Raw genomic sequence first — 15,741 nt, 5'->3', positions numbered from 1 at the left:
AAGTAAAACACTAACAGGAACTTCTTATACGGCCTTTTCTCATAGTCTTATACAGGATGATAGAACATTTGTCTATCTCCTTAAGTACTGTTCTGGCTTGGTAAAAAGAAACTAAAGGCAGGTTTATCTTGCGGCCGACATCCGCGATGCGGTGTCTGTAGGCTCCCGTCAAAGTGCTGCCCTTAGTCCTGTTTATTAATATTTACAAAGATATGAGCTTCCTGGAAGTGATGCTGGAACCGATGTATACGCGAGGTGCTAATATTGTCCCTGAAAGCGAAGCCGAGGCAAAGAAAAAACGAAAGAAAAAATACCAGGGCCAACAGGTGTCGCGTTGAACAAGGGCACTGATGCTATAACAAATAGATATTTTTTTTGACAGAGGAAAGCGGCCTTGCGGCTGCGGCAGGCGGCTTCATTACACCACACGCTTCGCTCCGGGTTTCATTTCGCCGCCAGCCTCGCTGCCGCACGTGCAGGAGTGTATTCGTTCCTCATACACACCTGCCTTTCCCGGCGCGGGTTATCGGTTAGTCACAGCACCGCGGTCACAAAATTAGCTCACGCAGGAAAACGGTAAAGGGTCTATAAACGGGGCAGTTTTTTTTATTTTTTAATTGCTTGCCCCGCCCTTGACCGTTTTCCTGCTTCAAGCTCCGGTTGTTTAAGCGGTGCAATGACTGGGTGTGCGCAGTTTTAATTGGGGGTATCGCAGAATAAAGTAGCCAAGCGGCTTATTTATCTAAAAGGCGTTCGTAAAGCTTTTTGATTTCATTGTGAAGCTGCTTTATCCTCTAATGATTCCAGCCATTTTTCCATAGGGTTGATCGTACATTTATAGTACTGACTGCATGCAACTGCCTCATCATTGAATGTATTAGCAATAATATTTACAGCTTTGTTATCATCCAAATTCTTAATTGCATCAACAGGCACTTTTAAAATCTCCGCTACCTGTATGAGAATATCTTCATCGATAGTCTCTTTTGCTTCCAAAAGGGACACCCTTTTCTGACTCCATTCCTCACCAAGTGCATAGGCTAAGGCTTCCTGTTTTAAGCCAAGCATTTCACGGAAACGTTTAATGTTACGGCCTTGGTGTATTTGATTTGGTTTTTCAGTAGTAGCGCTCATGAGTCAGATATGTGATAGTATGATATATAAACAAATTTAACAAAAAAATATCCTTGTGTTGAAAAGCCTGTTTTAGAAATCACAGGGGAATAAGTTATGCTCTGATTTTCTTCGATAGAAACAGTTGGGAATGGTTTAGCATTATTGAAGTGGCCAATTTTGTATTGCCGGTCAATGGAGGCCGGTTTAATGAATTGGTTATGTATTGCGGTGTTTATGCTCCCTGGGACCATTACCCTAAGTTTCTTCGCCAATCAGAGGTAAGAAATCCATTTATTCCACTCAAGGGCTTTTTCGATGCTAATGATGTCGAAGGCCATTTTGAGAAGTTAAAAAGGTGGCGGCACTATGTGGTTAACTTTGAACATTATAACGACGAGCGCTTCGGACCGGGAAACCTGCTCTATGATTACGAATTGAATGTGAGGCTGCTGGAATGCTTATACATTCTTTTCTTGGATTATAAAGATCATCAATATATTCTTACTAAGATCGAAGAAGAACAGCTCATCACTGAAAAGAAGAATGGACCTGGTACCCCAGCCACCTTACTAAAGCAGAACTTCTTAATCCATATTTGATTATAAAGGCTGCTTTTGATGAAATACAACCAGAGCAATTCCGGGATCACTTTTGGGAATGGATCAATGCCGCTTTATCGAGTAACGCGATAGACGAGACAACGACTCCCGGAGAAATTATTACCGTTTATGAGCATATTAAAAAAATGTATTCGGCAGCGTGGCTGATCTTTCAGCGGAAAACGGCAAAGCCTCACCTGAAAAAAAATGGTGAAACGGATATCAAAAGTGCACAACCAGTAACTGGTAATCAAGGATTGTCATTGAACAGCGAGAGCTTACATGTCCCAGTTGAAGATACATTGTCTAATTCAACGTCTGCTGAGGAAATGGCCTTAAAAGAAGTAGTAAACCATATTATAAAAACAACCCCGTCTGTAGAGCTTATTACTCACTTGGGCACACAAAGAGAACCTTTTGTTTTTTTCCTTTTTGTTATAGTTGATCATAGCGAAATGCATGGTAAAGAAAAAATCGCGAAAAAAATAGAAGACAATTGCAGTAAACTGGTTTCTGTTGTGGCGATTGTAAAAAAACTTAGAGGCGTTAGAAAACAAATAGAACTTGGCTCCCGATTTATCATTAGCGCCTTGTGGAATAAGACAACCTTGTATCGCTCACCATCGCTGAAATTACCTAAGCAACAGATTGAAATTCCCAGGAGAATGAGCGGCTCTGAAATCTTCGACATATGGGAGGATTATGGTTCTTTCGGTCACTCGCTTTGCTTTTCAGCCGCAAAATATCTATTGGAGAAAAATTACTCACATGCACTACTTATAGTTGACCAGGCAATTGAGTTCATGCTCAAAGCAACAATTAAAATGAACATTGCCTACGAACCCCGAACATTAGATATAGAGCGATTGCTTAAAATTACATTGCTTTTCACCAACAGGTATTGGGACCTGTTTCACAGAGACTCTGAATCAAGCATCCGCGCCTTTGGTCTCCTTACAACAGGATTCGGCAATTGGCGCAAAGAAACGACAGAACCTATAGATGAAGCAGCAATTAACGTCCTTATTTTAAATGCAGAAATTTTAGCTATCCGGTTAGAAGACGAGTACCACTATTTAATGACAGAAACTTCAGAGGTGTAGTAATTAAGTGTGAATTACTTATAAAAGTAGAATCGCTTTAACTCCGTTCTGCTACAAATTTTGAACAATCAGTTTATTCCATTAGCTATGAAAAAGAACCCGATCAAGCTTGTTGAGGAACAAAAAAAAGAATTGCAAGAAATTGCAAAAGTACTTACCAGCAATTATCAAATTGAAAAGATCATTTGTTTTGGTGCGTTAACATCTTTGACAGCAGCTAATACCTGTTTTATAGAACCGGAGCATAGTTTGAAAAATACCTATTATTTGTTAGTACTGACGACAGATAGCAAACGGATTGAGTATGTTATACAGGATTTTATCAATAGCCATTTTTCCGGCGTATTTATCATTGCGCATGGACTCTCCACAGTAATGGAGGCGGTATACAAGAATGACCGGTTCTTTGTGGACGCTTGTTTAAATGGCGAGTTGGTATACACTTCAGATGGTTTTACCATGATCCGTGAATTTGATCATAAAATTATAGAGGAAAGTTATTTTAAAGACGGGGAAGCGTTTTCTAGGATGTTTAACATGGCATCCGGCTTTATGGAGTGCGCCTATGAGTGTTACGAAAAAGAGTTTTATAATAATGTCGCTTTTTTATTGCACCAGGCAGTAGAACAGGCCTGCCGTGGCTTGATCCGGTTATACACCGGCTATCGTGCCGATATTCACAATATTGATCGCCTGCTTTTTCTTTGTGAGTGTTTTTCCGCAGAACCTGGCCGTCTTTTTAAACGTCATTTTAAAGAAGAAATGAGATTATTCCGGGTACTAGCCGGAAGCTATACAGAAGCAAGATATAGGGACAATTATCAGGTTATTGATCATGATGCAGACCAGCTTTGTACGCTCGTTAAAGCGTTTCTTGACCTCACGCTGGAATTGTCATTAAAAGTACCGCACAAGGTGACTGCTAGGACCACAGTGGAAGAACAGGCAGCGGTCGTGGATTATTCCCCGGCCCTGCCTGCATCCCTGTGAGAATCTGTCTCTACTTTTCAAAATTCATTTGGTTTGTAGCCTATACCTTTTCGTGTTTGTTTAGTAGCTTTAGTTTCTATTAATTCGTCGAGATACCGGAAAACGATTTCCATGTTTTTATCCTGGTTGTCCAATTTTGCCTTTATTTTCTCAATTTCAAGGCGCAACTCTGTATTGTCAATAAACATGCGCCGCAACCGGGTAAAAATCCTCATGATTTGAATATTAACCTGTATTGCTCTATCACTTGACAGGATACCAGACAACATGGCCAATCCGTCCTCAGTGAACGCATTGGGCGCTTGTCTTCTGCCACCCCAACTTGCTGTTCCATTTTGGAATAGCAAGTTTTTAAATTCTTCGTCCGTTAACCGAAACATAAAGTCATCAGGAAACCGCTTGATGTTGCGTGCTACAGCTTTGTTTAAGTTGCCGGTAGTAACATTGTAAAGCTGTGCAAGATCTTCGTCAAGCATAACTTTTTGACCTCTGATATAATAGATTTTATTGGAAATGACTTCATCAGGAACCATCATTTCTTCATTCTTATTTTCCATAACTCAAACTTTAATTAATGCGTGATGCGACTATATTGTCGAACTTAACATAATCTGCTGTTCAGGAATAAATTTCTTTTTTGCTAACGTTTTCTTCAGCGTAACCATATCCTCGGTGACTTTGACAGCTAATACTTTGGCGTAATGCTGTGTTTGCTTTAGACTCTTATGTCCCATCATTTTACTGATGGTTTCCATCGGAACATTGTTTGCTAAGGTCACCGTAGTCGCAAACGAGTTCCTAGCCATCTTTGAGGTAAGCTCCTTATTAACGTTACAGGTATCGGCAATCTCTTTTAAATATGAATTATACTTCTGATTGCTGAGTACTGGTAATAGCATGTCTTTTGCTAAACACATCTCATCATCCTGGTATTTTTTTAAAATCAGAAGTGCTATTGGCAATAGTGGAATCGCTGACGGTGTTCCTGTTTTTTGCCTGTTCTTATAAATTCTGAGTTCGCTGTTATGGGCCAGGGTTACTTCGGAACGTTTTAACTGCTTTACATCGATGAAAGAAAGACCGGTAAAACAGCAAAAAACGAACAAATCCCTTACCCGAGACAGTCGTTCATTCTGGATACTTTTTGATGTAATTCGCTGAATTTCCTCTTTGTCCAGATATATTGTATCAACATCTTCTCTTGTCATCTCAAACTTGGCGAATGGGTCCCCTACCAGCCATCCGTTATCCACGCAATCCAATACAATCTTTTTCATATTGGCGATGTTTTTCAATGCTGAATTATGATTGAGTTCTATATCTGTACGATACCAGTTATATAGCTTCTTAATGAATTCCAAGTCCAGTGAGCGGATATTCATATCATCAACTTTATAGATGACCTTAATAAATTTGCAAGTGTGTTTATAGGATGTGTTAAAATTGGTATAAGTCCCTTTAGCGACACCTTTACCAATCATTTTCTTTAAGTCTTTGTTATGCCCTTCGAACAACAATAGCAACATCCATTTCCGCTCATTAATCCCGGATAACAATTCTACTATTGCTAAAGCTGTTACCACTTTACCCCGGTCGATCAAATGCTTCCTGGCATCATATGCTTTATTTTGCATAACATCAAGGAACTCGTTAAGTACTTTTGCATCTTCTTTATTGCCGATGGCACGGTTTCCTTTTGAATTCCATCTGGAAGGAAGCCATGAACGTTTAATAGAAAGGTCTTTGGAAACACCGTCTACAGTAATCTTGAGGTAGATATACATTTCTCCCCCATCATAATTTCTTGGCTGTTTTAAAAAAAACATTAAGCCTAAACTTTTTTCTAACATAACGATAGATTTTTAAGTGAATAAATATCGAAATGCAGCGGCAAAAAGTCAAGATGTTTAATGATTGAACATGTTGTAAATCAGATTATTATATCATTTACGTGGCGTCTTTTTTTGATGAAAAAAAGACGCCATGGATGTCGCTCATTTTCTTTGCGAATTCGTGTATGTTTTGGTTAACTCATGGCAACAAAAAAGCCTGTAAATATGTGATTTACAGGCTTTTGGTGTTTTTTAACTATTCAATCAGCGGTGAGGGAGGGATTCGAACCCTCGGTACAGTTTCCCGTACGTCAGTTTAGCAAACTGATCCTTTCGGCCTCTCAGGCACCTCACCAATATTTTTTAAACTTGTCCCCCGTTTTCGGGATTGCAAATATAGTAATTCATGTTTCCCATCAAAAAAAAAGTTCGGATTTTTAATAATCTATCCGCACATGGTAAATGCTCATCAGCATTCGCTTAAATATTTCTTTAATAGTTTCTATATCTTTCAGGGTTATATTACTGTCCTTCAACTGGTTCTGATCCAGCTTGTATTTTACAATCCTATCTACCAAAACACTTATCGATTCTTCGTCAGGCTCCTTTAATGAGCGCGAAGCGGCCTCAACCGAGTCGGCAAGCATCAAAACACCGGCCTCTTTGGTGAAAGGAATGGGCCCTGGGTACCTAAAAATGTTCTCGTTGATGAATTTTTCGGGAAAATTCTTCAACGACGACTGGTAAAAATAGTCAACCCTGGTATTACCATGATGGGTGCGGATAAAATCGATAATAACTTCGGGCAGGTTGGCTTTACGGGCCATCTCAATTCCTTTGCTTACGTGACGGATAATTACCTGCGCACTCTCTTCATAAGGCAACTTATCATGGGGGTTAAAACCCGAGGTTTGGTTTTCAATAAAAAACAGCGGATTTTCCATTTTACCAATATCGTGGTACAAGGCGCCGGCCCTAACCAATAATGCGTTGCCGCCTATGCTGTAAATGGCATTCTCGGCCAAATTGGCTACCTGTAACGAATGCTGAAACGTACCGGGTGCTGTAAACGCCAGTTCGCGCAATAAAGGCGCGTTGGTATTGGTAAGCTCGATGAGCGTAATATCTGATGTAAGCGAAAATATCTTCTCAAATATATAAATCATTGGGTAGGCCAGCAGGGTAAGCAGCACGCTCACCACAAATGGCAAAAAATCCATCCAGTCAATCTCCAGGAAAGTACCTTCCCTGATAAACGAGATACCCAGGAAAGCCACAAAGTAGGTAAACACAATAATCCCGGCGGAAATGAGGAACTGCTCGCGGCGGATAAGGTTTTTGATACTATAGATAGACACCATCCCGGCGGTTATTTCATAGTAAGCAAACTCAAAGCTATTGGGTACAAAAAAGCCGGCAATTAAAACCACCAGCAAATGAATATTAAGCGCCAGGCGGGTATCAAACAAAATACGAATGATAATTGGCACTATACAATACGGTATGTAATACAGGTTTACCGGAAACTGGAATTTAATAGCGGCCGACAGTGTAGCCAGCATGGCAGTAATTACCAACAATATTAAACTTACCAGGCGGTTATCAGCATAAATATCCTTACGAAACAGGTAAAGGAATATCATGAGCAATGATATGGCTATGGATACCAGCAAAAACTGCCCCAGCAACACCAATATGCGGTTGCCGTTTACGCGGGCATTGTTTTCAAAAGCTTTTTTGTACGATTCAAGTTTTTGATAAACATCATCGTTAATAATGGAGCCTTTATAAACTATTACCTCGCCCTTTTGTACCATTCCGCGGGTGATAGACAGGCCGTCGTACACTTCTTTTTCAAGCCTTACGGTAAGGTTATCATCATAGCTTAAATTATTCTGGATGCGGTTTTGCAGCAAATCGAGCATAAAAGCCCTGTCAATATCTGTTCGCTTACTCAATACTTTATCGCAATAAGCCAGGGCACTTTCCCTGGTAAAAAGGGTATTGGTATTTTTATCCGTTGCTACGTTTTTATTTAAAATAGTAATAGCATAGTTGTTGGCATGTTGCAGGTATTTATCATTGAGTTTTAAAATGCCTGTTTCATACAAATTTGTTAACAAGGCTATCCCGGCATCAATATACTTCGATTTAAGTTTATCATTAATCCCCGCGTTATGCCACTTTATTTCCAGATCGGTTTTAAAGCCGTCTATCTGCTGGCCTCCCGCCGCAGCATCAAGCTGGTATACCGGGGTGATGCTTTCGTAAGCAGTTTTCTTCTCGTTATCAATTTCCTGGGGCGTTTTCAGGATAGCGAAATTATAGGGCGATACCAGGTCCTTTTGGTTCCAGATGCGTCCTTTTTCGTACTCATAACTAAATTTAGCCTGCTTTGGTAAAAAGAAAACGATAAGGCAGATGCACAACAGCATCATCAAAAACTTAACGTTGCGGGCATATTTGCGCATTAAGGCTTTTTGCCGCGAGGTAGATAGTTTTGCCATGTATGTAATTAACCGTGCAAAAATAAGTTTTTTGAAGTAGAGTTAAGAATGAGAGTTGAGAATCAAGAGTCAAGAATCAAGACCGGAATATAAGCAGAGCATATTGCCTAACTTTATTTACATCACGCCTGATTTCTCAAACTGGCCTTTTTTTGTCTTAATTCTTGATTCTAACCTCTTGACTCTATTTCTATTTGTTTTTACAAAATAAAAAATGATATCTTTGTGATATCATTTTAAAATCAAACTAAATCACCATGGACTCCGAAAAAACCATCAATCCTCCCTCTGGCTTTGCGGCTTTTGCCCTGCTGCTTGTTGTATTGGCTGTAGCCGCTGTTTGCTTATTTATTGGCGAAGAGCCAATAGGCGCCATATTAGGCGTGCTGGGTTTTGTTTTTATACTACCCGGCCTGGTTATAGTAAACCCCAACGAATCAAAAGTGCTTACCCTTTTTGGTAAATATGTGGGCACAGTAAAAAAAGATGGCTTTTTTTGGGTAAACCCTTTTACTGTAAAAAGAAAAGTTTCGTTAAGGGCATTTAACCTTAACGGGCAGCAATTAAAAGTTAACGACAGCATTGGTAACCCAATTGAAATTGCTGCGGTAATTGTATGGCAGATAAAGGATACCGCCAGCGCCGTATTCGCGGTCGAAAATTACATCCAGTATGTAAATATACAAAGCGAAGCTGCTGTAAGGCACCTGGCCAATTCATTCCCCTATGATAACCTCGAGGACGAAACAGCCACCATTACCTTACGGGGCGGCGCCGAGCAGGTAAGCCTCTTGCTGGAAAAAGAGTTAAATGAAAGGCTCGACCGCGCCGGTATTGAAGTGCTGGAGGCACGAATATCGCACCTGGCCTATGCGCCCGAAATTGCACACTCTATGTTACAGGTACAACAGGCTTCGGCCATTATTGCAGCCCGCAGGCTTATTGTTGAGGGCGCTGTAGGCATGGTGGAGATGGCGCTGAACAAGCTATCAGAAAAAAATATTGTAGAGCTTGACGAAGAAAAGAAGGCAGCTATGGTCAGCAACCTCCTGGTTGTACTATGCGGCGACAGGAGCGTTAACCCCGTTGTAAATACAGGCACCTTATATCATTAATAATATGGAGCAATTTAGAAGTTTTGACCAGCTACGCACCAACCAGCTTATCATCATAAAAAACGGCTTTTTCAGGCCATCCTTTGAACTTAGCGATGGTCAGTTTAGTTATGGTAAGCTAAGCCATGCCAGCATTTGGAAAACCACTACGATATTGGAGTCGGCACAAAAAACATGGATCATTAAGCGCAAAGCCATTTTTAGCCGCACTTTATTGATAAAGGATGTTAATGAGATTGAGCTGGGTGCCGTAACTCCCGAAATATTATCCCGTAAGGTAAAACTGAGTATGAACAATGGCTTTGAAGCTGTGTACGCATATAAAAAGCTTTTTACCCGGACGTTTAGCTTAACGAGCGATCAATATGGCGATATTTTAAGCGTAAAAGCCGCTGTTTGGGGTTTTAAAAAACCATTTGAAGTATCGGTAGACCTGGATAAACTGAAAGCCTTGCCCGATATGCCGTTGCTGGTATTATTAGGCGTGAATTTAATTTTAATAAAACAAGCACAGGCCGCAGCCGCGGCAGGAACCGGGGGTTGATATGGCTGAGAAAAAGGCATTTGTGTTACGCATTAATCCCGATGTATTAAAGGAACTGGAAGCCTGGGCTGCCGAAGAATTCAGAAGCACAAACGGGCAAATAGAATACCTGATGCAGCAGGCCCTGCTCGTCCGTAAAAAAGGGGCGAAGAAGAAAAAGGAGTAATGGAATTTCATATATTTATATAGCTGGCAAAATCGTGAACACCGAAAAACATCTCTACAATAGCTTTGACCAATTAGAAGGCAATCAGCTTTGGTTAAAGTATAAGGGGCGCGATAATTCTAAGTACGACCATTATATTCTTACAGATAATATCCGTGATTATGGCTGTATTTACTTTGTTGACTCGGTAACACCTAAAACTATTTTTGAAACCTACGATGAAACTATCGTGGCTTTAGATTCAAGTGCGGGCGATCTCGCCATTCAAACCATAGAAAGAAAAGTAATAGGGTACAGCAAAAAAAGATTATTGAGCGGTAAAATCGACCTAAAACTAAATAACAATTTTAAAGCCCAATTAAAAAGCAGTCTTTTTAGCTCGCATTATTTTTGGATCGACAACGATAAAATGGAATTGCTAAAAATTACAGCATCATCAACCATAGCAATTACTTTTATTAAACCGGCAAAAGAAATTTACAATTTAAATGTCATGATATTAGTAGGATCAAAAGCCATTTTCCAAAATAATAAATCGGACGATTGATGAGCTTAATTATTATGCATGCATAGCTTTTAACTCTCCTCAAAATAACTAAATTTGCCCTACCAATTTTAATGAGGGACACATGAGAGAAGTAGTAATAGTAGCCGCCACCCGTACGCCTATAGGTAGTTTCGGTGGTAGCTTAGCCACTATAGGCGCCACGCAACTTGGGGCGCTGGTAATCAAATCGGCAGTTGAAAAGGCCGGGGTAAAGCCAGATCAGATACAGGAAGTTTATATGGGTAATGTAATGTCGGCCAATTTGGGGCAGGCTCCGGCTACCCAGGCTGCAATATTTGCCGGCCTACCCTATTTGCCTGCAACTACGGTTAATAAAGTTTGCGCTTCGGGCATGAAAGCTATTATGCTTGCTGTACAAAGCATAGCCCTTGGCCAAAACGATATTGTGGTTGCCGGGGGCATGGAGAGTATGAGCAATGTGCCCTACTACCTGGATAAAGCACGCAACGGCTATCGCTTAGGCAACGGGCAAATTATTGATGGCCTGGTAAAAGATGGTCTTTGGGATGTATATAACGACTACCACATGGGCTCGGCAGCCGAGCTTTGCGCCGTTGATTGTAACATCAGCCGCGAAGACCAGGATGCATTTGCCATTGAATCATACAATCGCGCACAAAAAGCCCAGGCAGCTGGCAAGTTCAAGGATGAAATAACCCCTGTTGAACTAAAAGATAAAAAAGGCGATGTCACGATGTTTACCGATGACGAGGAACCTAAAGCCGTTAAGTTTGACAAAATCCCTTCGTTAAAACCCGTATTTAAAAAAGATGGCACAGTAACGGCTGCCAATGCATCAACCCTAAATGATGGCGCGGCGGCCTTAGTATTAATGAGCCGGGAAAAAGCTGATAAGTTGGGCATTAAACCGCTTGCCCGTATTGTATCCTATGCCGATGCGCAGCAGGCGCCCGAATGGTTTACTACTGCCCCATCAAAAGCCATCCCATTAGCATTACACAAAGCTGGCTTGTCGTCAGATCAAATCGACTTTTTCGAGATAAACGAGGCCTTCTCTGTTGTAGCTATTGCTAATAACCAATTATTAAAGCTTGATCCCGCAAAAGTTAACGTAAATGGCGGTGCAGTTTCATTAGGCCACCCGCTGGGCGCATCGGGTGCGCGAATCATTGTTACCTTAATTAACGTATTACAACAAAACCAGGGCAAATTTGGTGCGGCCGGAATTTGTAACGGCGGCGGCGGCGCCAGCGCAATGGTTATCGAAAATTTACGTTAAAAGGTTTATTATATCCGCGTCATTGCGGGAAAAAAGTGATAACATGGCTGCAAATGGGACTGTTGTAGAGACGCAATATTTTGCGTCTCCCGCCAGACAAGTGAATTTGCAAGTTTGGATTGCATGTGGGAGACGCAAAATATTGCGTCTCTACGTTGAAAAATAACTTTAATAATCAACAACTTACAGTTATATCATTATAAAGCACGAAGCAATCCCAGGTTATGTTTACCTATCAATCTATGCTGAGATTGCATCGCACTCTGCAACAACAGATTTATAAATTATAGTTATATTAGAACAAAATCATATTAACACCGTGATCAAAAAGCTTCTCCTATTTCTCCCCGCGCTTTTATTGAGTATCCATACCTATGCGCAGCACTCTGACGAGAACGCGCATATTAAACAGTTGAAACTTTACGAAGACACCCTAAAAACCTTAGGTAAAACATTTATTAACGACGAAACCGACCTGGTGCGGAAAAATGCCAACTATAAGTTTATTAAAACAATGGTTAGCGCGTTAAAAGTGCCCAACTCGTTCCTGTACCACTTCGATTCTGTAAAAACCATCAGCATCATCAATTCGCCCGATAACCGCTTCCGCATTTTTACCTGGCCTATTATGAACGAGGATGGCAGTTACCGTTTTTATGGCACCATACAAATGAATACCGGCGGCTTTTTAAAAATGTACCCTTTAGAAGATTATTCGCCTTTTTTTAAGGCTCCCGAAGACTCCGTTGTTAACAACCGTAAATGGCTGGGTGCGCAGTATTATAAAATAGTGCCTGTTTATGGTGCCAAAACCTACTACATTTTGTTAGGCTGGAAGGGTAACACGGTAAAATCGACCAAGAAAGTTATTGATGTGCTTTCATTTAATGATGCGGGGCCGGTATTTGGCATGCCGGTATTTGATGGCAACGGCAAAACACGCCACCGTGTTGTGTTTGAATATTCCCGCCAGGCCTCGATGCTGTTAAGATACGTGCCCGAGCAAAATCTCATTGTGTTTGATCACCTTGCCCCGCCGGATGCCAAAGAAAAAAACAAGCCCGAAACCTTTGGGCCCGACCTTACTTACGATGGCTATAAATTAAAGAATGGCCATTGGGTGTATGTAGAACAGTTGGATATGCGCAACGTACCTGATAATTCAAGCAATGCTGTCGATCCCCAGTATGTCGACCCTAGAAAGCAAGCGGCACGCGATAAAAAGCTTGTTCCAACATCACATTAATTTTAGAATTATAGCTACGTTACCAACTAATAATCAAAACAATCCAAAGATAGCTTGTAACACTTTCGGTATAAAATTCTGATTTAAAAGATTTATACTACTTTAGCAAAACTTTAAGTTGACAAATAAATGCAGGAAAAAACAGCAGCACAATCACGATCGATAGGTAAAATTCCAAGGGCAGTACCATTCATTATAGGAAATGAATTTGCAGAGCGTTTCAGTTTTTACGGAATGCGGAGTATCCTGGCTGTTTTTTTAGTTCACCAGTTTTTTAGTCATGAAAATTCTGTTGAAGCCAATGCCCACTCCAACAGTATCAACCACATGTTTTCTACGCTGGTTTATGCTACCCCCCTGCTTGGCGCTATCCTTGCCGACTGGTTTTTTGGCAAATACCGCGTTATCCTCATCGGGTCGCTTATTTATACCATTGGGCACTTCCTTTTATCAATGTTTGATACCAACCTGGCCGGTTTCCAAACCGGCTTAATTATTATAGCATTTTCGGCAGGCGCCATTAAATCATGCGTATCTGCCAACGTTGGCGATCAGTTTGACCACAGCAATCAGCACCTGATGAGTACCATTTACAGCTGGTTTTACTTCAGTATCAATGCGGGATCTATGGTTAGTTTGTTCCTGATCCCTTTAATTTACGATAAATTTGGTGCCGCCTGGGCATTTGGTGTACCGGGCATATTGATGGCACTGGCCACTTTAATATTTTTCTCGGGCCGTAAAAGCTATGTAAAGCTCCCGGCCAAGGGCATTAATAAAGATAATTTTGTATCGGTAAGCTTTTACACGTTAATGTGTAAGCTAAGCCCAAAAGCACCGGGAACAGCCTGGGAACAAGCCGAAGCCAAATACGGGTATGATAAAGTTGATGGCATTAAAGCTGTTTGGCGCATTATGGCTGTATTTGCTTTTATCCCGGTTTTTTGGTCGTTATGGGATATGAATAGTGCCGAATGGGTACTACAATCTGTTCACCTCGATTTAAACTTAGGTGTTTTCGGATGGAAAATTCTTCCATCTCAAATACAAACAGTAAACGCAGTTTTCCTGTTGGCAATGATACCGCTTTTCAATTTCCTGTTGTATCCACTGGCAACTAAACTGGGCTTAAAGCTCACCCCGCTTCGTAAAATAGGCTTTGGTTTATTGGTTACCGCAGGCAGTTTTTTAATAATTGCTTTATTACAGGAAAAAGTTGACAAAGGCCTGCACCCATCTGTTTGGTGGCAGATTTTTGCTTATGCTGTATTATCAGCAGGCGAAGTATTGGTTTCATTGGTAGGCCTGGAGTACGCGTATACGCAATCGCCTGTATCTATGAAGAGCACCATGACTGCTATCTGGTATTTTACTTATTCGGTAGGGTCGTTCTTCAACACTATTGTTAATAACAGCATTGCAAACCATGGTTATTTCGCCCGTTATACCGGCGCATCTTTCTTTTGGTTGTTCACAGGCATCTGCCTTGCCTTTTTTGTGGTATTTCTTTTTGTAAGCCCACGATTAAAGGAAAAAGCTTATTTGGTAGATGAAGTACTGGCAAAAGGACTGGATATTCATGACGATAAAGTAACTCCAATTCATCCTGATAACCCAATTGTATAATAAAATCCGTTGTTTTGTGTTTTATTTCATCAAACATCAGAAATAGCGCGTGCCAGATAGTATTATAATTATACCTACTTATAACGAGAAGGAGAATATTGAGCGGATGATCCGCAAAATATTTTCCCTCCCGCATGATTTTCATTTGCTCATCATCGATGACGGATCGCCGGATGGCACCAACATTATTGTAAAAAATTTAATGAACGTATACCCCGAGCAGCTTTTTATAGTAGAGCGGGCGGGGAAACAAGGCTTAGGCACTGCGTACATTCATGGCTTTAAATGGGCTATTGAGCGGCATTACGATTATATTTTTGAAATGGATGCCGATTTCTCGCACAATCCGGATGATTTGCTAAAACTGCGGCAAGCCTGTATTGATGGCGCCGATGCAGCCATAGGCTCACGCTACAGTACTGGCGTAAACGTGGTAAACTGGCCCATGAGCCGTGTACTAATGAGTTACTTTGCATCGGTATACGTGCGTTTTATTACAGGGATAGACGTTGCCGATTCAACAGCCGGATTTATGTGCTACAAACGCAAGGTACTGGAAACCATCGAGCTTGATAAGATAAAGTTTGTGGGCTACGCCTTCCAGATCGAGATGAAATACACTACCGTTAAACATGGCTTTAAACTGGTAGAAGTACCCATTATATTCATCAACCGCACCCTTGGCACATCCAAAATGTCGTCGGGCATATTTGGCGAAGCCATTTTTGGTGTGATAAAAATGAAAATCAACAGCATTTTCAGGAAATACCCTGAGGGATGATCTTGAGGTGAAAGGTGAAAGGTGAAAGGTGAAAGGTGAAAGGTGAAAGGTGAAAGGTGAAAGGGAGGGTGTAAAATAAACTGTGTCAAGAGTTAAACGTTAACTTAAAACACAGTTTAAGATGAAGAGAGAAGAAGAATCGCTCGAATACGAGCAAATGAAAAAGAATGCCCTTGAGCAACTCCGCTCGGGCAAATCACTTTACGGGAAGGATGGTGCGTTTGCGCCGTTGCTAAAAAGTTTCCTTGATGCCGCTCTTGAGGCAGAATTGGAAAGCCATTTAAATGAAGCTGAACGCAGTTCAGGCA

Annotated in this window: 16 protein-coding genes, 1 tRNA gene and 1 pseudogene; 13 read left to right on the top strand and 5 right to left on the bottom strand. The window is 41.0% G+C overall.

What is annotated here, in order from left to right; translation table 11 throughout:
- Positions 1-212: 212 nt before the first annotated feature.
- Positions 213-338 (top strand): hypothetical protein, encoded by a 126-nt coding sequence (locus tag AC1DU2_RS30415; RefSeq protein ID WP_477389324.1) that lies wholly within the window; start codon positions 213-215, stop codon positions 336-338.
- A gap of 433 nt (positions 339-771) precedes the next feature.
- On the opposite strand, the gene AC1DU2_RS30410 is transcribed toward AC1DU2_RS30415, so the two are convergent.
- Entirely contained in the window at positions 772-1,134 is a 363-nt protein-coding gene (locus AC1DU2_RS30410; RefSeq protein ID WP_477389322.1) for a helix-turn-helix transcriptional regulator, read from the bottom strand.
- Between the two features lie 149 nt (positions 1,135-1,283).
- On the opposite strand from AC1DU2_RS30410, the gene AC1DU2_RS30405 reads away from it, so the two are divergent.
- The 3 genes from AC1DU2_RS30405 (at position 1,284) to AC1DU2_RS30395 (ending at position 3,808) form a co-directional block, all read left to right on the top strand.
- The gene (locus tag AC1DU2_RS30405; protein WP_477389320.1) at positions 1,284-1,715 is read left to right on the top strand and encodes a hypothetical protein; all 432 of its coding nucleotides are present in this window, start codon (positions 1,284-1,286) and stop codon (positions 1,713-1,715) included.
- A complete protein-coding gene (locus AC1DU2_RS30400) occupies positions 1,712-2,818 on the top strand; it encodes a HEPN domain-containing protein (protein WP_477389318.1) in 1,107 nt (368 codons plus the stop codon). Before AC1DU2_RS30405 ends, AC1DU2_RS30400 begins: the two co-directional genes overlap by 4 nt.
- Positions 2,819-2,905: 87 nt before the next feature.
- Entirely contained in the window at positions 2,906-3,808 is a 903-nt protein-coding gene (locus tag AC1DU2_RS30395) for a HEPN domain-containing protein (RefSeq protein WP_477389316.1), read from the top strand.
- 17 nt (positions 3,809-3,825) lie between these two features.
- On the opposite strand, the gene AC1DU2_RS30390 is transcribed toward AC1DU2_RS30395, so the two are convergent.
- The 4 genes from AC1DU2_RS30390 to AC1DU2_RS30375 form a co-directional block, all read right to left on the bottom strand.
- Positions 3,826-4,365, bottom strand: a complete 540-nt coding sequence (locus AC1DU2_RS30390; RefSeq protein ID WP_477389314.1) for an ORF6N domain-containing protein — start codon at positions 4,363-4,365, stop codon at positions 3,826-3,828.
- Positions 4,366-4,395: 30 nt separating this feature from the next.
- Positions 4,396-5,658, bottom strand: coding sequence for a site-specific integrase (locus tag AC1DU2_RS30385; protein ID WP_477389312.1), 1,263 nt, complete (start codon positions 5,656-5,658; stop codon positions 4,396-4,398).
- 250 nt (positions 5,659-5,908) lie between these two features.
- Positions 5,909-5,995, bottom strand: a tRNA-Ser gene (locus tag AC1DU2_RS30380).
- Positions 5,996-6,077: 82 nt separating this feature from the next.
- Positions 6,078-8,147 (bottom strand): HD family phosphohydrolase, encoded by a 2,070-nt coding sequence (locus tag AC1DU2_RS30375; RefSeq protein ID WP_477356839.1) that lies wholly within the window; start codon positions 8,145-8,147, stop codon positions 6,078-6,080.
- 257 nt (positions 8,148-8,404) lie between these two features.
- On the opposite strand from AC1DU2_RS30375, the gene AC1DU2_RS30370 reads away from it, so the two are divergent.
- The 9 genes and pseudogenes from AC1DU2_RS30370 to AC1DU2_RS30330 all read left to right on the top strand — a co-directional run.
- Entirely contained in the window at positions 8,405-9,262 is an 858-nt protein-coding gene (locus tag AC1DU2_RS30370; RefSeq protein WP_477389310.1) for an SPFH domain-containing protein, read from the top strand.
- Between the two features lie 4 nt (positions 9,263-9,266).
- Positions 9,267-9,806 carry a hypothetical protein gene (locus tag AC1DU2_RS30365; RefSeq protein ID WP_477356843.1) on the top strand — a complete coding sequence of 180 codons (540 nt, stop codon included), beginning with the start codon at positions 9,267-9,269 and terminating at the stop codon, positions 9,804-9,806.
- Between the two features lies 1 nt (position 9,807).
- Positions 9,808-9,972, top strand: coding sequence for a type II toxin-antitoxin system antitoxin (locus tag AC1DU2_RS30360; protein WP_477356845.1), 165 nt, complete (start codon positions 9,808-9,810; stop codon positions 9,970-9,972).
- Between the two features lie 34 nt (positions 9,973-10,006).
- The gene (locus AC1DU2_RS30355) at positions 10,007-10,519 is read left to right on the top strand and encodes a hypothetical protein (protein WP_477389308.1); all 513 of its coding nucleotides are present in this window, start codon (positions 10,007-10,009) and stop codon (positions 10,517-10,519) included.
- Positions 10,520-10,601: 82 nt separating this feature from the next.
- Positions 10,602-11,780, top strand: coding sequence for an acetyl-CoA C-acyltransferase (locus AC1DU2_RS30350; protein WP_477389306.1), 1,179 nt, complete (start codon positions 10,602-10,604; stop codon positions 11,778-11,780).
- Between the two features lie 319 nt (positions 11,781-12,099).
- The gene (locus AC1DU2_RS30345; RefSeq protein ID WP_477389304.1) at positions 12,100-13,026 is read left to right on the top strand and encodes a hypothetical protein; all 927 of its coding nucleotides are present in this window, start codon (positions 12,100-12,102) and stop codon (positions 13,024-13,026) included.
- A 129-nt stretch (positions 13,027-13,155) separates the two neighbouring features.
- Positions 13,156-14,652 (top strand): POT-type proton-dependent oligopeptide transporter, encoded by a 1,497-nt coding sequence (locus AC1DU2_RS30340; RefSeq protein ID WP_477389302.1) that lies wholly within the window; start codon positions 13,156-13,158, stop codon positions 14,650-14,652.
- A gap of 49 nt (positions 14,653-14,701) precedes the next feature.
- On the top strand, positions 14,702-15,433 hold the full coding sequence (locus AC1DU2_RS30335; RefSeq protein ID WP_477389300.1) for a polyprenol monophosphomannose synthase: 732 nt from the start codon (positions 14,702-14,704) through the stop codon (positions 15,431-15,433).
- A gap of 121 nt (positions 15,434-15,554) precedes the next feature.
- Positions 15,555-15,741, top strand: a pseudogene (locus AC1DU2_RS30330) (IS256 family transposase); the annotation flags it as partial.

Source organism: Mucilaginibacter sp. P4_C11 (assembly GCF_056402115.1).
The sequence above is the reverse complement of the archived record's forward strand: the minus strand, read 5'-3'. Positions and strand labels throughout refer to the sequence as shown.